The sequence below is a fragment of the Streptomyces sp. NPDC127190 genome (genome assembly GCF_042672505.1).
GTDB lineage: Bacteria > Actinomycetota > Actinomycetes > Streptomycetales > Streptomycetaceae > Streptomyces.
Map to the genome: position 1 here is coordinate 71,081 of NZ_JBHXVE010000008.1, position 21,454 is coordinate 92,534.

The 21,454-nt window shown below is 70.9% G+C and carries 17 protein-coding genes; 10 read left to right on the plus strand and 7 right to left on the minus strand.

Annotated features, from left to right (window positions below; translation table 11 throughout):
* Positions 1 to 112: 112 nt before the first annotated feature.
* Positions 113 to 634: a GNAT family N-acetyltransferase gene (locus ACFVIU_RS14835; RefSeq protein WP_385842829.1), complete on the minus strand. Its 522-nt coding sequence runs from the start codon at positions 632 to 634 to the stop codon at positions 113 to 115.
* On the opposite strand from ACFVIU_RS14835, the gene ACFVIU_RS14840 reads away from it, so the two are divergent.
* Positions 633 to 1,223 (plus strand): helix-turn-helix domain-containing protein, encoded by a 591-nt coding sequence (locus ACFVIU_RS14840; protein ID WP_385842830.1) that lies wholly within the window; start codon positions 633 to 635, stop codon positions 1,221 to 1,223. The genes ACFVIU_RS14835 and ACFVIU_RS14840 overlap by 2 nt on opposite strands.
* A gap of 101 nt (positions 1,224 to 1,324) precedes the next feature.
* Here the strand turns inward: ACFVIU_RS14840 and ACFVIU_RS14845 are convergent, their stop codons facing one another.
* The 6 genes from ACFVIU_RS14845 to ACFVIU_RS14870 all read right to left on the minus strand — a co-directional run bounded on the left by ACFVIU_RS14845 (position 1,325) and on the right by ACFVIU_RS14870 (position 7,992).
* The gene (locus ACFVIU_RS14845; RefSeq protein ID WP_385842831.1) at positions 1,325 to 2,554 is read right to left on the minus strand and encodes a cysteine desulfurase; all 1,230 of its coding nucleotides are present in this window, start codon (positions 2,552 to 2,554) and stop codon (positions 1,325 to 1,327) included.
* A gap of 109 nt (positions 2,555 to 2,663) precedes the next feature.
* Positions 2,664 to 3,968, minus strand: coding sequence for an MFS transporter (locus ACFVIU_RS14850; protein ID WP_385842832.1), 1,305 nt, complete (start codon positions 3,966 to 3,968; stop codon positions 2,664 to 2,666).
* Positions 3,965 to 5,206, minus strand: a complete 1,242-nt coding sequence (locus tag ACFVIU_RS14855; RefSeq protein WP_385842833.1) for an ATP-grasp domain-containing protein — start codon at positions 5,204 to 5,206, stop codon at positions 3,965 to 3,967. Before ACFVIU_RS14855 ends, ACFVIU_RS14850 begins: the two co-directional genes overlap by 4 nt.
* A gap of 193 nt (positions 5,207 to 5,399) precedes the next feature.
* Positions 5,400 to 6,680 (minus strand): ATP-grasp domain-containing protein, encoded by a 1,281-nt coding sequence (locus ACFVIU_RS14860; protein WP_385842834.1) that lies wholly within the window; start codon positions 6,678 to 6,680, stop codon positions 5,400 to 5,402.
* A complete protein-coding gene (mtnC, locus tag ACFVIU_RS14865) occupies positions 6,677 to 7,402 on the minus strand; it encodes an acireductone synthase (RefSeq protein WP_385842835.1) in 726 nt (241 codons plus the stop codon). Before mtnC ends, ACFVIU_RS14860 begins: the two co-directional genes overlap by 4 nt.
* A complete protein-coding gene (locus ACFVIU_RS14870) occupies positions 7,399 to 7,992 on the minus strand; it encodes an acireductone dioxygenase (protein ID WP_385842836.1) in 594 nt (197 codons plus the stop codon). Before ACFVIU_RS14870 ends, mtnC begins: the two co-directional genes overlap by 4 nt.
* A 374-nt stretch (positions 7,993 to 8,366) precedes the next feature.
* On the opposite strand from ACFVIU_RS14870, the gene ACFVIU_RS14875 reads away from it, so the two are divergent.
* The 9 genes from ACFVIU_RS14875 (at position 8,367) to ACFVIU_RS14915 (ending at position 21,336) form a co-directional block, all read left to right on the plus strand.
* Positions 8,367 to 10,163 carry an amino acid adenylation domain-containing protein gene (locus ACFVIU_RS14875; RefSeq protein WP_385842837.1) on the plus strand — a complete coding sequence of 599 codons (1,797 nt, stop codon included), beginning with the start codon at positions 8,367 to 8,369 and terminating at the stop codon, positions 10,161 to 10,163.
* Positions 10,164 to 10,169: 6 nt separating this feature from the next.
* The gene (locus ACFVIU_RS14880) at positions 10,170 to 13,730 is read left to right on the plus strand and encodes an SDR family NAD(P)-dependent oxidoreductase (RefSeq protein ID WP_385842838.1); all 3,561 of its coding nucleotides are present in this window, start codon (positions 10,170 to 10,172) and stop codon (positions 13,728 to 13,730) included.
* 74 nt (positions 13,731 to 13,804) lie between these two features.
* The gene (locus tag ACFVIU_RS14885) at positions 13,805 to 15,016 is read left to right on the plus strand and encodes an aminotransferase class V-fold PLP-dependent enzyme (protein WP_385842839.1); all 1,212 of its coding nucleotides are present in this window, start codon (positions 13,805 to 13,807) and stop codon (positions 15,014 to 15,016) included.
* Positions 15,013 to 15,765: a thioesterase II family protein gene (locus ACFVIU_RS14890; protein WP_385842840.1), complete on the plus strand. Its 753-nt coding sequence runs from the start codon at positions 15,013 to 15,015 to the stop codon at positions 15,763 to 15,765. Before ACFVIU_RS14885 ends, ACFVIU_RS14890 begins: the two co-directional genes overlap by 4 nt.
* A gap of 43 nt (positions 15,766 to 15,808) precedes the next feature.
* On the plus strand, positions 15,809 to 17,032 hold the full coding sequence (gene metK, locus ACFVIU_RS14895) for a methionine adenosyltransferase (protein ID WP_385842841.1): 1,224 nt from the start codon (positions 15,809 to 15,811) through the stop codon (positions 17,030 to 17,032).
* Positions 17,029 to 18,591 carry an S-methyl-5-thioribose-1-phosphate isomerase gene (gene mtnA, locus ACFVIU_RS14900; RefSeq protein WP_385842842.1) on the plus strand — a complete coding sequence of 521 codons (1,563 nt, stop codon included), beginning with the start codon at positions 17,029 to 17,031 and terminating at the stop codon, positions 18,589 to 18,591. Before metK ends, mtnA begins: the two co-directional genes overlap by 4 nt.
* Positions 18,588 to 19,277, plus strand: a complete 690-nt coding sequence (gene mtnB / locus ACFVIU_RS14905; RefSeq protein ID WP_385842843.1) for a methylthioribulose 1-phosphate dehydratase — start codon at positions 18,588 to 18,590, stop codon at positions 19,275 to 19,277. Before mtnA ends, mtnB begins: the two co-directional genes overlap by 4 nt.
* A gap of 44 nt (positions 19,278 to 19,321) precedes the next feature.
* Positions 19,322 to 20,143, plus strand: coding sequence for an S-methyl-5'-thioadenosine phosphorylase (locus tag ACFVIU_RS14910; RefSeq protein WP_385842844.1), 822 nt, complete (start codon positions 19,322 to 19,324; stop codon positions 20,141 to 20,143).
* A complete protein-coding gene (locus tag ACFVIU_RS14915; RefSeq protein WP_385842845.1) occupies positions 20,140 to 21,336 on the plus strand; it encodes a pyridoxal phosphate-dependent aminotransferase in 1,197 nt (398 codons plus the stop codon). The genes ACFVIU_RS14910 and ACFVIU_RS14915 overlap by 4 nt, the downstream gene beginning before the upstream one ends.
* Positions 21,337 to 21,454: the final 118 nt, after the last annotated feature.

The following is a 21,454-nucleotide window of genomic DNA, read 5'->3' on the forward strand; positions in this document are numbered from 1 at the left end:
CGCCGTACGCTTGTTGCCGCGTGGACCGGGCAACATGCGTACGGACGTGCAGGGTTGGGGCCGTCGGCGGCGAACGCCGGTGGCCGCGCGGCCCCGGGCACGCGCCCTCGGCTCAGTCCAGCGGCAGCCGCATGAGCGTCAGGTCCAGCCAGCGGCCGAACTTGGTACCGGCCTCGGCGACCGTGCCGGCGTGCTGGAACCCGAACCGCTCGTGCAGCCGGATCGAGGCGGTGTTCCCGGCCTCGATGCCGGCGATCATGACATGGTGGCCGGCGTCCCGGGCGGCGGCGACGACGGCGGCCAGCAGGGCGGAGCCGATGCCGAGTCCGTGCCGGCCCTCGCGGACGTAGACCGAGTTCTCCACCGTGTGGCGGTAGCCGTCCAGCGGCCGCCAGGGGCCGTAGACGGCGAACCCGGCGACCTCGCCACCGGTCTCGGCGACGAAGGCCGAACCGCGTGCGAGGTGGGCGGCCAGCCAGGCGACCGCCTCGGCGGAGGTCTGCGGGGTCTGCGTCCACAGGGCGGTCGAGTGCTCGATGGCGTGGTTGCGGATCGCGCGGACGGCCTCCACGTCGCCGGGCCGGGCGGGACGCACCGTCACGACGGCACCGTCTCTTGCGTATATTGCAGCCATGTCCAACATAGTAGATCCCCTGGTGGAGCGGATCGCAGCCCGTGTCCGGACCGAACGGGAACGCCGCCGGTGGACGCTGGCCCAGCTCGCCGAGGCCTCCGGGGTGTCGCAGGCGATGATCAGCCGGATCGAGCGCGCGGAGAGCAGCCCCACCGCGGTCGTGCTGGGCAAGCTGTCCGCCGCCTTCCGGCTCAGCGTGGCCTCGCTGCTCGCCCTCGCCGAGGGGACACCGGACGACGGCGAGCCGGTGGCGGGCGTGCGCCGCGTGGCGGACCGGGCGGAGTGGCGCGACCCGGCGACCGGCTACCGGCGCCGCCAGATCACCAGCGCGCGCTTCCCCGCCGAGGTCGCCGAGATCCGGCTGCCGGCCGGCGCCCGGGTGCCGTATCCGGCCGCCGCCTTCGCCTTCGTACGACAGCTCGTCTGGGTCCTCGACGGCCGCCTCACCTTCCACGACGGCGGCACGGTGCACGAACTCGAGGCGGGCGACACCGTCGAGCTGGGCGAGCCCACCGACCGCGTCTTCGCCAACACCACCGACACCGAGTGCCGGTACGCCGTGATCCTCACCCGGAGCACGACCCCGTGACCCGCCCGCGCTCGGCGCGCCGCCGGTTCGGCGCCTGCCCGCAGCGCCGCCACCTCAACTGCTCACGCACGTACGGCTGATGGGGGCTACCGGTCGCCGTCTCAGCCGAAGTACGCCTGCGCCGCCCGGACGCCGGCCGCCAGCGCGTCCACGTCGTCCAAGGTGTTGTACAGATAGAAGGTGGCCCGTGCCGTGGCAGGAACGCCGTAGCGGCGGGTGATCGGGCGGGCGCAGTGGTGACCGACCCGGACGGCCACGCCCCGGTCGTCCAGCACCTGCCCGAGGTCGTGCGGGTGGATGCCCTCGACGGTGAAGGAGACCGCTGACCCCCGGTCGACGAGGTCGGTCGGGCCGACGATCCGCACCCCGGGGATCTCGGTGAGGAGTTCCAGGGTGCGCGCGGTCAGCGCTTCCTCGTGCGCCGCCACCTCGGCCATACCGACCGCGCTCAGGTAGTCGACGGCCGCGGCCAGCCCCACCGCCTGTGCCGTCATCGGCACACCGGCCTCGAACCGCTGCGGCGGCGGCAGGAACGTGGTCCGGTCCATCTCCACGATCTCGACGATCGAACCGCCGGTGAGGAACGGCGGCAGGGACTCCAGAGCCGCACGCCGGCCCCACAGGACGCCGACCCCGCTGGGACCGAGCATCTTGTGGCCGGAGAAGGCGACGAAGTCCGCGCCGAGCTCCGTGACGTCGACCGGGCGGTGCGGCACGGACTGGGCGCCGTCGACCAGCACGAGCGCACCCACGGCGTGCGCTCGGTCGGCGATGAGCCGGACCGGGTTGAGCGTGCCGAGGACGTTCGACTGGTGGGTGAGGGCGACGACCTTGGTGCGGTCGTCGATCAGCCGGTCGATGCCGTCCAGGTCGAGCCGTCCGTCGTCCGTCAGCCCGAACCAGTCGAGCTGGGCCCCGGTCCGCTCGGCCAGTTGCTGCCAGGGCACCAGGTTGGCGTGGTGCTCCATTTCGGTGACCACGATCTTGTCACCGGGTCCGACGAATCGGGAATTGCCGAGCCCGTAGGCGACGAGATTGATGCTCTCGGTCGCGTTCTTGGTGAAGACGATCTCGTTCTCCGCGGCCCCGATGAATCGGGCGATCGTCGCCCGCGCCTCCTCGTAGGCCTCTGTGGCCTCTTCCGCGAGCTGGTGCGCGCCCCGGTGCACAGCGGCGTTCCGCGTCACGTAGAACTCCCGCTCGGCGTCGAGGACTTGGAGCGGCTTATGGGTGGTCGCACCGGAGTCCAGGTAGACCAGGCGCGCTCCGTCGCGGATCCTCCGCTCGAGGATCGGAAAGTCCTTACGGAGCGCATCGAAATCAACAGCCAAGACGAGCCGCCTCTCGCGCGAGTTCGCTCTTCACTTGCTTCGCTCTGGGAAATGCCGTCTGTCCTGAAGAAGACAAGGACAGCAGAAGCCGGGGCACCCGGCCGGCATCCTAACCGCTGCGTTCCGTGGCCACGGACGCGGGCCGGGCCGCGACCACGGTGACCAGAGTCGCCACGGCGAACAGTCCGGCGAGCGCGAGCCAGCCGAGGGCACCGATCGGCAGCAGGACGGCGGTCATCAGGAAGGGGCCCACCACGAGCTGCACACTCATGCCCGTGCTGAAGAGGGAGAGATACTGGGCGCGGGCCTTGGGCGGTGACATCTCGTACGAGAGTTCCCAGCGCGCGACCGCGTGCAGGTTCTCCCCCGCGGTGAGCAGGGCGACGGCCACGACCGCTCCGCCCAGCGCCGGCAGTGTGCTGCGCCCGTCCGCGCCCGCGAAGCAGGCACAGGCGAGCACCAGACACACACAGGCGAACCGCAGGATGCGCAGCGCCTTGTCCACGCCCTGGGCGAGCCGGCCGATGGCCATCTGGAAGACGACGGTCAGCACGGTGTTCACGGCCAGCAGCCCGGAGCTGACGCTGGCCGGCAGCCCGGCCCGCTGCACGATCCACAGCGGCAGCAGGATGAACAGCACGCAGTCGTGCAGCATCAGCACGCCGTTGGCGCAGGTGACGACGAGGAACCTCAGGTCGCGGTACGGCGACCTGGCGGGCGCGGCGGGTGGATCGGCGCCGTGCGGCGTGGCCTCGACGGGCGCCGGAGCGGCGGGGGCGGCCACCCGTCCCGCCGTCACCACGGAGAGGGCGACGCCCACGAACACGACCGCGTTGAAGCAGAAGAACGCGATGAAGGCGATCCGGGACTGGGCCGCCTGCACCACGGCCGCCAGGAAGAACCCGACGGTCAGGCCGATGTTGCCGATCGCACGCAGCGACGCCATCGTCCGGGTCCGCTCGGTGCCCGCCTCGAACTCGCCCACGATGACCTGGAGCAGCGGTGAGCAGGCCCGGGTGGCACCGGTGACCAGGCAGGTGACGATCAGGTAGCCGACGTAGTTCGTGACGAACCCGTAGGCGACGAAGCCGGCCGCCCGGACCAGGGTCAGCCCCACGTAGACGGTGCGCGAGCCGTACCGGTCCGCCAGCGGACCGAAGATCATCGGCGTGGCCAGGCCGACGACGTTCGCGAGCGCGATGGCGCTGCCGATGGCCACGGCGGACACATGGAGGAAGTGCACGAAGTAGAGCGTCGCCGCGGCGAGATAGAGGCCGTTGGCGATCGAGTCCGCCGCCGCGCCGACGGCCACGATACGGCCCTGCTTCGAGCCCGGGACCAGCGAACGGCCGAGTGAGCCGAAGGCCTTGGCCACCGGTCCCCTGCTCGGCCGGGCCGGTGTGGTGGTGCTCATGACTCCACCACGAAACGCACGGAGGACGTCAGCTCCAGCGCCAGTTCCCGGGCGGCGGCGGGGGTGTCCGCTCCGACGACCACCACTCCCACCCGGTCGCCGGACTTCTGGACCGGGTTGATCCGGTCACCGACCTCGACCGTGAGGGCGGCGTACAGCACGGCCGGATGCGCCCGCACCTCGTCCCAGCCCTCGACTGCCGTCAGCCGGCCGGGAGGTGGTGTCAGGTAGCGGGCCGCCGCGCCGCGTACCGGCCGCAGTTCGTGGGAGGTGTCGGCTCGGCCGAGCATGTCGTCGTAGATGACGCCGAAGAGTTCCAGTCCGGGGATGGCGTGGGCGAGCATCCGGTGGATCCAGTCGCCGCCGAACCGGCCGTGCACCTCGCCGAGCACCACGCCGGCCGGTGTGAGCCACAGCTCGACGTGGAAGCCTCCGAAGCGCAGCCCCAGCGTGGTCAGAGCGTCGCCGACCTGCTGTTCGATCTCGGTCTGCACGGCCGGATCCAGCTCGGCCGGCAGCACATGCCCCACCTCGACGAAGAACGGCGGGGCGACCTTCTCCTTCGCGGTGATGGCGAGGATGGTGGGCTTCCCGCCCTGGAAGACGCCCTCCACGCTGTACTCCGGGCCTTCGACGAACTCCTCCACCAGGAACGGTTCGGCGCTCGGCAACAGCGCCAGCGCCGCGGGAAGTTGTGCGGGGTCGGAGACCTGGCTCACCCCGACGCTGCCCATCGCGTCGCGGGGCTTGACGATCCAGGGGCCGGCCGTCTCCCTCAGGAACGCGGCCGCCTCCGCCTGGTCGGCGCAGAGCCGTACGGCGGGCTGCGGGAACCCCGCCGCGGCAAGTGCCTCCCGGCAGGCGTCCTTGGTGCGGATCCGCCGGATCACCTCGGGCGGGTTGCCCGGTGCGCCGATCGCCTCGGCGGTCTCGGCGACCGCGGTCTGTGCCATTTCCTGGATGCCGAACACCAGGTCGAAGCGGTCGCCCTCGGCCACCCGGTCCGCGGCCCACTGCGCGGTCGTCCCGGGCTGCGAGAAGTCCACCGCGGAAGCGGCGTCCGCCAGCGCCACGACGTCCGGCGTGCCCGCCAGGGAGGCCGCCTCACTGGTCACATGGGCACGAATCCCGCGGGAACCGGCCTGGGACAGGGCCTGGACCGTCATGTCGATGCTGAGCGGAATCGCTCGGGCCCCGCCGACCAGCAGCAACGTAGAGGGGTTCGGTTCTGTGGGCATGCTGAGGTCTCCTGGGTGGTTCTGCCTGGGTGGCTCGGTAAGGGTGGGAAGCGGCTGCGGACCAGACCCGGCCGTGCTCCGGTGCGAACTAGGGCCTCTCTTTCGGATCGTGCCGGCGTCGCGGGCCCTGGCACGCACAGGTCGGCCGAGAAGGCACCGCCAGCCGAAGCCGACCTGATCCGAAAGAAAGGCCCTAGGCGAGCCGGTAGACCCGGTCCTTGAGCTGCCGGATGCGCTCGTGGTCGCGTTCCAGGGCGGCGGGGTGGTCACCGGCCATGTGGACCACCATGGTCGCGCTGGGCAGGTCGACGGTCGGCCGGATCCGGTCCCCCGCCGTGAGCTTGACGGTGAGCCGGAAGACCGTCTCCAGAGCTTCGATCTCCTGGACCACCTGCTCGTCGACGCCCGCGACCACGCCTTCCGCGGTGGTCGGCACCAGGTACTGGCTCGCGTGCCGGAGCCGCCGGTAGGAGCGTCCGGCGAGACGGCTCAGGAACTCCTGCGGTCTGGCGTAGGCGAGGGCGGTCGCATCGGCCTGGTTGGTGCCCAGGCACAGGTCGTGGAAGTCCGGGACCGTGCCCCCGGCGATCCGGGTGCCGACCTCGACCAGGGTGGGACCCTCGGGGGTGACGATGACCTCGGCATGGCTGGGGCCGAACTCGATGCCGAGAGCCGCCAGTACGGTGTCCACGTACGCGATGATCTCGGGCACCGGACCCTCATCGGGCGCGCACAGGGAGTCACGGTCGTAGATGTTGCGGGTGCCGACGAGCCTCTTTCCGTACCGCCAGACGCCACAGGTGTACCGGCGTCCCTCGTAGGACACCATGTCGACCTTGTACTCCTCGCCCGCCAGGTAGGACTGGATCAGCACCTCCCGGTTGGGCTGACCGAAGAAGTCCGGTACGCCGAGGATCTCCTCGGCCGCTTTGCGGATCTCGCTCGGGCCTGCGCACACGGCCACACCGTTGCTCGCCGCGGACCGCAGCGGCTTGACCACGACGGGGTACGAGCCGCGCTCCTCGGCCCAGGCCACCAGGTCGCCGGGATCGCTGCTGCGGAACTGGTCGGCACAGCGGACCCCGGCCCGGCGCAGCGTCTCGATCATCAGGAACTTGTCGCGCCGGGCGAGGGAGAGAGCGGTTCCGTTGGTCGGCACGTCCAGCAGCGCGGAGAGGGTGTCGGCCAGGTTCACTCCCGGCCCCTCCTGGCCGGCCACGACACAGACGGGGTCCAGCGGAGCCAGCCGGGCGGCGGTGTCCTCGGGCGTGTCGCAGATGAAGTTGGCCTGGTAGGCGGCCAGGTTCGGGGCCGGCATGGAGGTCAGCAGCTCGGGGGTGCTCTGTACGTGCACAGCGGCCACGCCGAGCCGGGCGAAGGCCGGAGGCAGGTGGTTGGCCGTGGTGTAGCTGTCGACGACCACCGCGACCGGCTGGGACCCGGTCGAGGCCGGATCGATGTGTTCCGCTGTCATCGGGCACTCCTTGCGCTGGTGACGTCAATGTCGGCGAAAGACAGGGCCTCGGGGTGTTCACCGGTGTCTTGTTCGTAGTACGGCTCCCCCGGGCGCCGGATCCGCAGCGTCAGCCAGTCCGCGGACCGGGCGGCGTCCAGTTCGGCTGTCCGGTCGGACAGGAAGAGAGTCCGTTCCGGGGCCGCGGCGATGGACTTGGAGATCGCCCGGTAGGAGTCGGACGACACCTTGGGCCCGGCGTTCTCGGTGTCGAAGAGCCCTTCCACCAGCGGCATCAGGTCGCCGTGGGGGCTGTGCGCGAACCACGACCGCTGGGCGGCGACCGACCCGGAGGAGTAGACGAAGAGCCGGACCCTCCGGGCGTGCCAGGCCCGTATCGCCGGGATGACATCGTCGTAGAAGTGCGAGACCAGCTCGCCCTTGGCGAAGCCCTCGGACCACAGGATGCCCTGGAGCTTCTTCAGCGGCGAGGCCTTGCGGTCCTCACTCACCCATGCGCCCAGCACCTGCTCGATCCGTGCGGCGTCGGCATCCGGTTCCCCGGCCAGTTCCCGGATCCGGTCGACGGCGTCCCGGACATCGGGGTCGTCGGCACGCTCGCTGAGCAGTGCGCCGAACCGTGCCTGCGCATAGGGGTACAGCACGTCCACGACGAAGCCCGTGGCACTCGTGGTGCCCTCGATGTCGAGAACGACACAGTCCGCTTCGAACCGCTGGCTCAAGGGGTCTCTCCCCGGTACCCCGCGTGGATCTCGTCGAAGTCGGGGAAGCGGGTGGCGATGTCACTGCCGGTGAAGTTGCCGATCCAGCCGTCCTCTTCGTGGAAGAAGCGGATCGCCGTGAACGCGGGCACCGTGCCCATGTCGAACCAGTGGGTGGTTCCGCGCGGTACGCCGAGCAGATCGCCCTTCTCGCAGTAGACCGCGTGCACCTCGCCGTTCACATGCAGGTAGAAGATGCCGGCACCGGCCACGAAGAAGCGGACCTCGTCGTCATCGTCGTGGGTGTGCTCGCGCAGGAACCGTTCCCGGGCGGCCTTGGCGGTGTCCGGCCAGTCCGGTGCGTCGCTGGGGAACAGCGAGACGACGTCGACCGTGGTGAAGCTCTCCTCCGCCACCAGCTTGTCGACCTCGGCGCGGTAGGCGGCCAGCACGGTGGCGCTGTCGGAGCCGTCGGGCAGGTCGTCGCGGACCGGCCACTGTTCATAGCGCACACCGATCCCCGAGAGAGCTGCCGCGATCTCGGATGGATCAGTCGTGCGGAGGACGGCTTTCCGCGGTTCGGAATCCACCCATGTGGTCAGCAGAGTCATTGAAGTCTCCAGTGGTTCGGAACGTAGGGGCGTACCACCCGGCCCGAATACGAACTGGATACCTCCCCCGTGAAACTATACGTACCCCACACCTTGCGCGAGGGCAAATGTTTCAGCTTTGTGTCACGTCGAAAATCACCTCCGCCTACCGCCGGACTCGGCGTCCTCGAATCAGATGACAGGGATCTCTTTGTCCGGTTTTCCACCCTTTACGGATGGGCAAAAACAAGCCATTGACTCGACCGAGCCGACGTTGTGACTCAAGCCACTCGCCTCGGGAATCTCCTTGACGGAGCGAATAATCCTGTTGTCCACTTCAGATCGGATCGACAATTCAGCGTGCTTATGTGGGACATAACGGGGGAGATGTCTGGATGATTCAGGACGCTCATATACGGGTTCAGGGAAGGTCGACATCCTGCCTTCATGAACAATTTGCGAAGCATGCAGAAACGGCTCCGGAGGCCACCGCCGTCGTCCATGGTGAAGAGTCCGTCACATACGGAGAATTGCATTCCAGGGCCCGCCTTCTCGCCTCGCGACTGCGCGAGCTGGGCGTAGGCCCCGATGTGGTCGTCGGGCTCTACGTCGAGCGCTCCATCGCCATGGTGACCGGCATGCTGGGGATCCTTCAGGCCGGCGGCGCGTATCTGCCCCTGCGCACCGACGACCCGGTCGAGCGGGTGTCGACCATTCTCGGCGAGGCCGGGGTGGAGGTGGTGCTGACCTCTGCCACGACGGACGGCCGGCTGGCCGCCCTCGACGGCACCCGGGTCCGGGCGGACGCCGCACCCGAGATCTCCGGGATCGGCTCCGCCGAGTCCTGGGACCACCCCACGGCCGAGAATCTCGCCTACGTCATCTACACCTCCGGCACGACCGGCACCCCCAAGGGCGTCGCCGTCCCGCACCGGGCCGCCGCCAGGATCGTCCGTACCGGCGTCTACGGGGACTTCGACGCCGAGCAGACCTTTCTCCAGGCCTGTCCCCTCTCGTTCGACGCCTCGGTGCTCGAGGTGTGGGGCGCCCTGGCGAACGGCGGCAGACTGGTGCTGTTGCCGGATCAGCGGGTCTCGTCCGACGCCGTCATCGACGCCGTGCGCCGCTACGGAGTCACCACGCTGTGGCTGACGCCGACCCTGTTCAACCAGATCGTCGACGACGGTCTGCTCGTGGGTACCGGTCTGCGTCAGGTCGTCATCGGCGGCGAGGTGGTCTCCACCCCGCACCTCGCCAAGGCGATGCACACGACGGACATCCGCTTCTCCAACGGCTACGGTCCCACCGAGGCCGGTGTGTTCACCTGCTGCAAGGTGTTCGAGGAGTCCGACCTGGCGTACTCGCCGCCGCCGGTCGGCCCGCCGCTGCCCGGCACCCGCGTCTGGGTCCTGGACGAACAGCTCCGGCCGGTGCCCGAGGGAGAGCTGGGCGAGCTGTACATCGGCGGCGACGCCCTCGCCCACGGCTACCACCGGCGGCCGGACCTGACCGAGAAGGCCTTTCTGCCGAACCCGTTCGAGGACGGCACGGGGGCGCGCGTGTACCGTTCCGGCGACCTCGCCCGTGCGCTGCCCGGCGGCCTGATCCAGATCCTGGGCCGCCTGGACAGCCAGGTGAAGATCCGCGGCAACCGAGTCGAACTGACCGAGGTCGAGTCGGCACTGCTGGAGGCGCCCGAGGTGCAGCAGGCCGCCGTGGTCGACCGGCAGCAGGGCGCCGAACGCGTCCTCGTCGCCTATCTGGTCCCCGCCGAAGGAACCAGCCCCACCGTCACCGACCTCCGGCAACGGCTGGCCAAGCGCCTCCCCGAGTACATGATCCCGTCGAAGCTGTTCCGTCTCGGCCGACTGCCGATGAACGGCAACGGCAAGACCGACCGCAACGCACTGCGCGCCGGTGTGCCGGCGGACGAACTGCCCCTCGGCGTCGCGTTCATCCCCGCCGTCTCCGAGCTGGAGCAGATCATCGGCGAGATCTGGTCCGGCATCCTGAAGACGCCGGCCATCGGTATCGACGACAACTACTTCGACCTGGGCGGGACTTCACTCTCGATCAAGCAGGCGCAGACGCAGCTGGAGGCACGGCTCGGCATCAGGCTGCCCAGCACCGCGCTCTACGAGTACCCGACCGTCCGGTACCTGGCCCAGGCCATCAAGAACTCCGAGGTATAGACGACAGTGAACCGGACCACAGGCCGGAACCGACCCGAGATCGCCGTCATCGGTATGGCAGCCACCCTTCCCGACGCGGCGGACCTGGACGACTTCTGGGCCAACATCCGCGCGGGCAGGGAATCCATCCGCCACGGCTCTCCCCGGGTCAAGGAGGACAGCAGCGGCCGTCGCTGGGTCTTCGCCCGGGGTGTGCTGGAGGACATCCGACGCTTCGACGCGGAGTTCTTCGGCATCCCGCGGCGCGAGGCCGAGGTGCTCGACCCGCAACACCGGCACCTGCTGGAGTGCGCCTGGAACGCGATGGAGGACGCCGGCTACGACCCGTACCGCGTGGGCCAGGACGTCGCCGTCTACACCTCGGTCGGGCCCAACACCTACTACGAGGGACGGGACTTCGGTCAGCGCTCGGCCGCCGAGCGGATGCTGATCCAGCTCTCCAACGGTCCGGACACCGTCCCGACCAGGATCTCCTACAAGCTCGGCCTGACCGGCGAGAGCGTCAACGTCCAGTCCGCCTGCTCCTCCGCGGCCGCCGCCGTACACCTCGCCTGTGAGGCACTGCGCGAGGGCCGGGCGGGGATGGCGCTGGTGGGCGCCGCCAGCATCGGCACCGCGGAGACCCTCGCCTACGAGCACCAGGAAGGCTTCATCCTCTCCGCCGACGGCAGCACCCGGGCCTATGACAGCAAGGCGTCCGGGTATGTGGAGGGGGACGGCGTCGGCGTGCTGGTACTGCGCCGCCTGGAGGACGCGCTGGCCGCGGGCGACCACATCCACGCGGTCATCAAGGGCAGCGCCATGAACAACGACGGGCGGGTGAAGGCGGGTTTCTCGGCGCCCAGCGTCGAGGGGCAGGCCCGGGTCATCCAGGCCGCGCTCGACGAAGCCGGGGTGTCGGCCGAGTCCATCGGGCTGCTGGAAGGACATGGCACGGGCACCCTCGTCGGCGACCCGATCGAGGTGCGCGCGCTGACCCGCGCGTTCCGTCGCCACACGGACGAGCGTGGCTACTGCTCGCTGGGTTCGGTGAAGGCGAACATCGGACACCTCTGCTTCGCCTCCGGCATCGCCGGTCTGCTCAAGGCGATTCTCTGTCTGAAGAACGCCGAGCTGCCGCCGATGGCCGTCCTCGAGGAGAGCAACCCCGACATCGACTTCGAGGCGACGCCGTTCTACCTCAACCGTGAACTGCGTCCCTGGGAACAGAGCCCGCGCCGGGCCGGCGTGAGCAGCTTCGGCATGGGCGGCACCAACACCCACTTCGTGCTGGAGCAGGCGCCCGCGCCGCAGCCGGCCGCGCCGAGCGCGGTGCGGCGCCACGCGGTGCTGCTGTCCGCCCGGACCGAGGAAGCGCTGGCGGAGGTGAAGGGGCGGCTGCGCACCTGGCTGACCGCACGGCCCGACGCCGAACTCGCCGACATCGCGTTCACGCTCGCCGCGGGCCGCCGCCCGCTGGCTCACCGCTGGGCGGCCGTGGTGGGCTCGGCCGAGGAACTGGCGGCCGCTCTCGACGGCACCGGGGACATACCCGGGCTCGAGACGGGCGACAGCCCCGACACCGGCGCGCAGGGCGCGGAGCCGGACGAGGTCACGCCGGAGAGCCTCGCCCTGAGCTGGGTACGCGGCGAGTCCAGGGACTGGGCCGTGCTCTACCGGGACGAGCGGCGCCGGCGGGTTCCGCTGCCGACCTACCCCTGGCAGGGCGAGCGGCTCTGGGTGGAGAGCGCCGCGGGGGCGAGCGCCGACGCCGCCGGACTGCTCGAGCCCGAGGAGCAGGCACCGCTCGCCGAATGGCTCTACCGTCCGGCCTGGTCCCGGACCTCGCTGCCGCGTCCGTACCATCTGGGCGACCTGCCGGAGACCGACGGCGCATGCCTGGTGTTCGGCGACGGCGGACAGCTGACGGAGGCGCTCCGCGCGGAGCTGGCCGCGGCGGGTCTGACCACCGTGCTCGTCGAGCAGGGAGACGGGTTCCAGGTCCTCGCCGCCGACCGGGTCAGTGTGCGCCCCGGGGAGGCGCGGGACGCGGCCAGGCTGGTCGAGTGGACCGTGGCCGGGACGGGTCCGGTCCGCAAGGTGATCCACCTCTGGTCGTACGGCCCGCAGCTCGGCGGCCAGGACGCCGGGATACGACGGGGCACGCTGACCGTGCTGGCCGTGGTCCAGGCCCTCGCCGCAGCCCGCCAGACTCCCGAGCTCTGGGTGGTGACCGAGAACGCCCAGGCCGCCCAGGGCGCCGCGCACTCCCTCCATCTGGAGGCCTCCGCTCTGCTCGGTCTGTGCCGTGTCATCCCGCAGGAGCACCCCGGTATCCGCTGCCGTTGCGTCGACTTCTCGACCGGCAGCACCAAGACGGACGTGGTGCCGCGGCTGCTGGCCGAGATGGCGAACCCGGACGACGAGCTGGAAGTGGTGTACCGCGGGGTGGATCGCCTGGTCGGCACCGTGGAACCGGTCGAGGTCAAGACCGGTGCGCCGCTCCCCCTCCAGTCCGGCGGGGTCTATCTGATCACCGGTGGATCGGGGCGGATCGGGCAGGTGATCGCGGAGCAGCTCGCCCGGTCGGGCGACGTGCGGATCGCCCTGGTCTCCCGTCGTGGCGCGCCGGCGCAGGGTGACGACGCCCCGGATCCGCTTCGCCGGCTGCGGGACCTGGGTGCGGAGGTCGCCGCCTTCGCCGCGGACGTCGCCGACGAAGAGCAGATGAGCCGGGTGGTGGCCGAGGTCAACGAGCGATGGGGGCCGATCAACGGCGTGGTGCACGCGGCCGGTATCGAGGAGGGCCAGAACTTCTCGCTCATCGCCGACACCAGCACCGAACGGGCGGTCGCCGCGCTGCGGCCCAAGGTTCCCGGCATCGCCGTGCTGGACCGGGTCACCCGCTCGCAGCCTCTCGACTTCTGTCTGCTCTGTTCCAGCCTCGACACCCTCCTGGGCGGTATCGCGTTCGGCATCTACACGACGGCCAACCGCTACCTCGACAGCTACGCCCACCGACGGCGGGCGCAGGGTGCTCCCTGGGTGAGCATCGACTGGGACTCGTGGCGCTTCGACGCGTCCGGCAGCGCCCGGATCGGTGCCGCGGCGGCCCGGACCGCGATCAGGGCCGATCAGGGTGGGGAACTGCTGGGGGCGATCGTCCTGTCCGGCGAACCCCAGTGCGTGGTGTCGACGGTTCCACTGGCGGAGCGGATCGAGCGGGTGAACGCCTCGTTCGCCCGGCGCAGGGAGGCCGTGGCGACCGGCGCCGAGCCGCAGGTCCAGCTCTCCCGTGAGGAGGTCGGGGTGACGGTCCGCCGGATCGTCTCCGAGGTCACCGAGGCGGGCGACGTGGCGGACGAGGACGAGCTGCTGGCCGTCGGCTGCGACTCGCTGGCTCTGCTCGAGGTGGTCACCCGGGCGGAGAGCGCCCTCCGGACGAAGGTGCCCCTGGCGGAGTTCTGGGGCTGTACCACCGTCGGCGAACTGGTCGAGGTGAGCTGGCAGGCCGTCGCCCCGGTCGCCGAGGACACGGACGCCGCAGAAGACGCCGGGCAGGAGGCGCTCCGCTACCTGGTCGGCTAAGGCGTTGCCCGGCCGGTCCATAGGAGCTTGCAACTCGCCATGCCTCACGCAGAAACACCAGACGGGGGTCCTCTTTGTTCTACGACACGTTCGATCTGGCCAGGGCACGCGCGGACACACCCGGTGTGGAGCACGTGGTCCATCTGAACAACGCCGGTGCCGCGCTGGCACCGCGGCCGGTGGTCGACGCCATGACGAGCCATCTGAACCTGGAGAGCCGCATCGGTTCGTACGAGGCGGCCGAGCACGCCCAGGAGGCGATCGACCACACGCACGACGCCATCGCCGCACTGCTCAACTGCACCCGGTTCGAGGTCGCGATCCTGGACAGCGCCAGCCGGGCCTGGGCCATGGCGCTGTCCAGCATCCCGCTGCGCGCGGGCGACCGGATTCTCACCTCGGCGGTCGAGTACGGCAGCAACTACATATCCCTGCTCCATCTCGCCCAGCGGCTGGATCTGGAGCTGGAGGTCCTGCCGGTCGACGAGGACGGCCTCGTGGACGTGGCGGAGCTGGAGCAGCGGCTCGACGAACGCGTGCGCCTGATAGCCGTGGCCCATGTACCGATGCACGACGGCCTGATCAACCCGGTCGCCGAGATCGGCCGGGTCGCCTGTCGGCATGGCATCACCTACCTGGTGGACGCCTGCCAGTCGGTGGGCCAACTGCCGGTGGACGTGGCCGAGATCGGCTGTGACCTGCTGGTGGGCACCGGCCGGAAGTATCTGCGCGGGCCGCGCGGGACGGGCTTCCTCTATGTGCGCCAGGAGATCGCCCACCAGCTGACGCCGGCCATTCTCGGCCTCGACGGCGCCGAGTGGCTCTCCGGCACCTACCGGCTGGCCCCCGGTGCCCGCCGGTTCGAGACCTGGGAGACGAACTGCGCCTCCCGTATCGGCCTGGGTGTGGCCATCGACTACGCGCTCGGCTGGGGCGTGGAGCGCACCTCGGGGTTGCTCCGGCGGCTCACGCGGAAGCTGCGCCAGGATCTCGCCGGCATCCCGGGCGTCATCGTGGCGGACCGGGGCCGGGAACGCTGCGCCAACATCGCGCTGACGTTCGAGGACCGTGACGCGTACGAGGTCCGGGAGGGCCTCCAGCGCGCCGGTATCAACACCTGGGTGTGTCTGGAGAACGCGGCCTGCGTCGACATGCAGCAGCGCGACCTGAGCACCCTGCTCCGCATCTCCCCTCACTACTACAACTCGCCGGAGGAGCTGGCCCGGTTGTGTACGGCCCTGGAAGAGATCATGACGGTTCGCCGGGTCGCGCAGGTGGTCGCGTGACGACCTCGCTGTGGATCAAGCGCCCGCGGCCGCTCCCCGACGCGCAGGCACGGCTGTTCTGCGTACCGCACGGCGGTGGCGGCCCCTCCTCGTTCGCCCGCTGGATCCCGGAACTGGCGCCCGACGTGGAGGTCTGCCTGGTGCACCTGCCGGGCCGCGAGTCCCGGCTGCGCGAACAGCCGCTCGACGACATGCACCTGATCGCGAAGCGGGTGGCGGAGGAGGTCGGCTCCCTGCTGGACCGGCCGTTCGCCTTCCTGGGGCACAGCATGGGCGCGGTCATCGCCTACGAGACCGCACAGCTGCTGCCGACCGGGCCCCGCCACCTGTTCGCCTCCGCCTCGTCCGCACCGCATCGTCTGGAGGACGAACCCCCGGTCTCGCATCTGCCGGACCAGGAGTTCCTGGCGGAGGTGCGTCGTACCTACGACGGCATTCCCGAGGTGATCTGGCAGGACGCCGATCTGATGCGGCTCATGCTGCCGTCGATCCGTGCCGACTTCGCCGCGTACGAGAACTACCGCTGGCAGCAGCCCGAGAAGCTCACCTGTCCCGTCACGGTCATGGGTGGCGACGCCGACCCCCTGGCGCCGGTCGGCTCGCTGGGCCGCTGGGCCGAACTGACCAGCGGCGACTGCCGGGTTCAGGTGTTCCCCGGCGGCCACTTCTTCCTCAACGACGAGCGTGCCACGGTGCAGCGGCTCATCCGCGAGAGTCTCGGCCTGGAAGCGCTGGACAGCGCCGGCTGAGCGGACGTCATCCCCCCTTTCCTCATCACATCCCTGGAGCACCGTGTCCCGCCGCCTTTTCACCTCGGAGTCCGTCACCGAGGGACATCCCGACAAGATCGCCGACCAGATCAGCGACACCATCCTCGACGCGCTGCTGAGCGCCGACCCGTCCTCGCGGGTCGCCGTGGAGACCCTGATCACCACCGGCCAGGTCCATGTGGCCGGTGAGGTGACCACCACGGCCTACGCGCCGATCGCCCAGCTGGTGCGCGACAAGATCCTGGAGATCGGCTACGACTCCTCGCAGAAGGGCTTCGACGGCGCCTCGTGCGGTGTCTCGGTGTCGATCGGCGCTCAGTCGCCGGACATCGCGCAGGGTGTGGACTCGGCACACGAGGTCCGCACCAAGGACGCCGACCGGCCGGGCGACTCCGACGAGCTGAGCCGGCAGGGTGCCGGCGACCAGGGGCTGATGTTCGGCTACGCCAGCGACGAGACCCCTGAGCTGATGCCGCTGCCGATCACCCTGGCCCACCGGCTGTCCCGCCGGCTGACCGAGGTGCGCAAGAACGGCACCGTTCCCTACCTGCGCCCCGACGGCAAGACGCAGGTCACCATCGAGTACGACGGCGATCGGGCCGTTCGTCTCGACACGGTGGTGGTGTCCAGTCAGCATGCGGCCGACGTCGACCTCGACGCGCAGCTGACGCCTGCCATCCGCACCCATGTCGTCGAGCATGTGCTGGCCGAGTGCGAGCACGACGGGATCAAGCTGGAGACCGCCGGCTATCGCCTGCTGGTGAACCCGACCGGCCGCTTCGAGATCGGCGGCCCGATGGGTGACGCGGGCCTGACCGGCCGCAAGATCATCATCGACACCTACGGTGGCATGGCCCGCCATGGCGGCGGCGCCTTCTCCGGCAAGGACCCGTCCAAGGTCGACCGCTCGGCCGCGTACGCGATGCGCTGGGTGGCCAAGAACATCGTCGCGGCGGGTCTGGCCCGGCGTGCCGAGGTGCAGGTCGCCTATGCGATCGGCAAGGCCGAGCCGGTGGGCCTGTTCGTGGAGACCTTCGGGACCGAGACCGTGCCGGTGCTGGAGATCCAGCGGGCGGTCACCGAGGTCTTCGACCTGCGGCCGGCCGCGATCATCCGCGACCTGGACCTGCTCCGCCCGATCTACGCCCGGACCGCGGCCTACGGTCATTTCGGCCGTGAACTGCCCGACTTCACCTGGGAGCGGGTCGACCGGGCCGAGGCGCTCCGTGCGGCGGTGTCGGCATGAGCGCCGCCCTCACCTCCAAGGCGTCACTCGCCTGGGACGACGGCACGATCGTGGCCGTCGACCAGCGCGGACTCCCGCACGAGTACCGGCAGTTGCGGCTGGAGAACACCGACCAGCTCATCGAGGCCATCACGTCGCTCGCCGTGCGCGGGGCCCCCGCCATCGGCCTGGCCGGGGCCCTGGGCGTGGCCCAGAGTGCCCACCGGCACTGGGCCGGCGGGCGCCGGGACGAGTCGGCGGTGCGGGCCGACGCCGAACGCATCGCCGCGGCACGCCCCACCGCGGTGAACCTCGCCTGGGCAGTACGCCGCGTGCTCGGCAGACTGGACGAGGGACCGCAGGCCGTGCTGGCCGAGGCCATGGCCATGCTGGACGAGGACATCGCGGTGAACTCGGCCGCCGTCGCCCGGACCGTGGAGCTGGTGGAGTCGATCGCGCCCGCCCGGCCGCTGCGGCTCCTGACGCACTGCAACACCGGCCGGCTGGCAACCGCCGCCGTGGGGACGGCGCTGGGCGCGATCCTGGAACTCGCGGCGCGCGGGCGCGTGGCCGAGGTGCTCGTCGACGAAACCCGTCCGCTGCTCCAGGGCGCCCGCCTGACGGCCTGGGAGCTCGGCGAGGCCGGGGTCCCGTACCGCCTGTGCATCGACTCGGCCGCCGCGGCGGCCATGTCGCAGGGGCTGGTCGACTGCGTCCTGGTCGGCGCGGACCGGATCGCGGCGAACGGCGATACCGCCAACAAGATCGGCACCTACGGGCTCGCCGTGGCCGCGGCCCGGCACGGCGTCCCGTTCGTGGTCGTGGCCCCGGAGTCCACCTGGGACGAGGGGCTGGCCGACGGTTCCGGGATCGTGATCGAAGAGCGGGCCGACGCCGAGGTCACCGGCTGGCAGGGGAGCCCGAGCGCACCGGCCGGGGCCAAGGCGTACAACCCCGCCTTCGACGTCACACCCGCCGAACTGATCACCGCGATCGTGACCGAGCAGCGGGTGTTCCGGCCGGGCCACTCGGCCGGCCGGGCAGCGGGGACCACCGCTCTGGCGGAGCGGATAGCGGGGCTGCTGGAGGAGTTTCCCGACCATCCGACCCCGGGCGTGGTCTTCCGTGACCTGGGCGGTCTCTACGCCGAACCGGGGCTGCTGGCAGCGATGGCGGCCCGGGTCGCGGACGAGTTCCGTGGCCGGTACGACCGGGTCCTGGCCGTCGAGGCCCGCGGCTTCCTGCTGGGCAGCGCCCTGGCCGCGCACGCCGGTGTCCCGCTGACCCTGGCGCGCAAGCCGGGGAAGCTGCCGGGGGCGGTGCACTCGGCGAGCTACGCGCTGGAATACGGGGAGGACCGGCTGGAGGTGCGCAAGGACGGCATCGGTCCGGGCGACCGGGTGCTGTGTGTGGACGACGTGCTGGCCACCGGTGGCACCCTCGGTGCCGCGGCCGAACTGACCGAAGCCTGCGGCGCGCAGGTCGCCGGGATGGCGGTGGTGGTCGAGCTCACCGGACTCGGCGGGGCCGAGCGGCTGGCGTCGCACGAGGTGCTGTCCCTCTGCGAGGTGCCGGCATGACGACATCCACCGGGCACGACGCCCGGGACGTCCGCGAACACCCCGGGGACCACCGGGCCGCGGCCGATCTGGCCGCGCTCGCCCGCGACCTGTACCTGCGCGGCTGGATGCCGGGAACCTCCGGGAACCTGTCGGTGCGTCTGGCCGGAAGCGACCAGGACAAGGCGCTGATCACCGCCAGCGGGCTGGGCAAGGGCGAACTCGCCGCCCAGCACATGGTCGTCGTCGGCGCCGAGAGCGGTGAGACGGTCCTGGCGCCCGACGGACTGCGCGCGTCGGCGGAGACCTCGATCCACTCCGCGGTCTACCGCACCACGCGGGCCGGCGCGGTCATCCACGTCCATGCGCCGTACTCCACCGTGGTGGCCTGCCGCGCGGGTGACCGGTCCCGTCGTACGACGCTGGAACTCACGCACTTCGAGCTCCTCAAGGGACTCGGCCTCGCCGATCCCTCCCGGGCCGACGTGCCCGTCTTCCCGAACTGGCCGGACGTGCCGCGGATCGCAGCCGAGGTCGCCGAGCACGTGAGCAGCCGTACGGAGGTGGTTCCGGGACTGCTCATCGTGGACCACGGCATCACCGTGTGGGGTGAGGACCTCGCTCAGGCGCGCAACCGTCTGGAGTGTTTCGAGGCCATCTGCCAGCTGCTCACCCTCGGCGCGGCGGACCTGCGGACGCGGCCCTGATCCCCCGATCATCACGAACTCGACACAAAGAGGCATGACATCACATGAGCGGTACATCCGATAACACCCCCGTGGCCGAGGTGGCGGTGATCGGCGGCAGCGGCTTCTACCAGCTGCTGGACGACGCCGAGCGCGTCGAGGTGGAGACCCCCTACGGCCGGCCGTCGGACGCGGTCGCCGTCGGCAGCGTCGCGGGCCGCCGGGTGGCGTTCCTGCCGCGGCACGGCAAGGACCACGCGTTCCCCGCCCACAAGATCAACTACCGGGCCAACCTCTGGGCACTGCGCTCCCTCGGCGTCCGTCAGATCCTGGCACCGTGCGCGGTCGGTTCGCTGCGCCGCGAGCTGGGTCCCGGGTCCGTGGTGGTGCCCGACCAGCTGGTGGACCGCACCGGCGGCCGGATCCAGACGTACTACGACGAGAACGCGGTCCACGTGTCCTTCGCGGATCCCTACTGCGCGGACGGCCGTGACACCGTTCTGAAGGCGGCGGCCGCCCGCGGCGCCGAGGCGATCGACGGTGGCGCCATGGTGGTCATCGACGGGCCCCGGTTCTCCACGCGTGCGGAGTCCCAGTGGTACGCCGCCCAGGGCTGGTCCCTGGTCAACATGACCGGGCACCCGGAGGCCGTCCTCGCCCGTGAACTGGCCCTCTGCTACACCTCGGTGGCCCTGGTGACGGACCTGGACGCCGGCATCGACGCCGAGGAGAGCGTCGCCCAGGAGGAGGTCTTCAAGGTGTTCGCACAGAACATCGAACACCTGCGCGGCATCGTCCTCGAAGCCGTCAAGCGCCTGCCCGAAGAGCGCCGGTGCCGTTGCTCCACGGCGCTGGACGGAATGCAGCTGCCGCTGGAACTCCCGTGACCGCCGCGACACCGCCGCGGACCCAGCCGCGCGGCCCGCTGAACCGCCGGCTCGCCGAGTTCGGGACGACGATCTTCGCGGAGATGTCCGCCCTGGCCGCGCGGACCGGGGCGATCAACCTGGGCCAGGGCTTCCCGGACACGGACGGCCCGGAGGAGATCAGGGAGGCAGCCGTACGCGCCCTGCGCGACGGTCGCGGCAACCAGTACCCGCCGGGGCCGGGGGTGCCCGAACTGCGTACGGCGATCGCCGCCCACCAGCAACGGTGGTACGGCCTGTCCTACGACCCCGACACCGAGGTCCTGGTCACCGCGGGAGCCACCGAGGCGATCGCCGCGGCGCTGCTCGCCCTGCTGGAGCCGGGCGACGAGGTGATCGCCCTGGAGCCGTACTACGACTCGTACGCGGCCTGTATCGCGATGGCGGGCGCCACCCGGGTGCCGGTCACCCTGAGGCCGTACGACGGCAGCTTCCGCCTCGACCCCGACGAACTGCGGGCCGCGGTCACCGACCGCACCCGGCTGCTCCTCGTCAACACCCCGCACAATCCGACCGGCACCGTCCTGGACCACGCCGAACTCACCGCCATCGCGGAGCTCGCCGTGGAGCGGGACCTCCTCGTGGTGACCGACGAGGTGTACGAGCACCTGGTCTTCGACGGCGTCCGGCATCAGCCCCTCGCCGCGCTGCCCGGCATGCGCGAGCGGACGGTCGCCATCAGTTCTGCGGGCAAGACGTTCTCCTTCACCGGCTGGAAGGTCGGCTGGGTGACGGCGGCCCCCCATCTGCTCACGGCGGTCCGCTCCGCGAAGCAGTTCCTGACGTACGTCTCGTCGGGGCCGTTCCAGTACGCCGTCGCGGAGGCGCTCGCGCTTCCCGACAGCTACTTCGAGGCGCTGCGGGAGGACATGCGGGCCAAGCGGGACCTGCTGGCGGCGGGCCTGTCCCGGGCGGGCTTCGAGGTGTTCCGGCCCGTGGGCACGTACTTCGTCACGACCGACATCCGCCCGCTGGGCGAGAGCGACGGCTTCGCGTTCTGCCGGACGCTGCCGGCGCGTGCCGGGGTCGTCGCCATCCCCAACGCGGTCTTCTACGACCACCGGGAGGCGGGCGCGCCCTTTGTGCGGTTCGCGTTCTGCAAGCGGACGGCGGTGCTGGAGGAAGCCGTACAGCGGCTCACGGCGCTCGCCTAGTACGGCGCGCACATCACGGACTCCTCCGACCGGCCCCCGCGGGCCCGGCCGAGGAGTCCCGGGGTTACCCGGGCGGCCCCCCCCCCGGATCACACTCAGACCAAACCCACCACGCGGA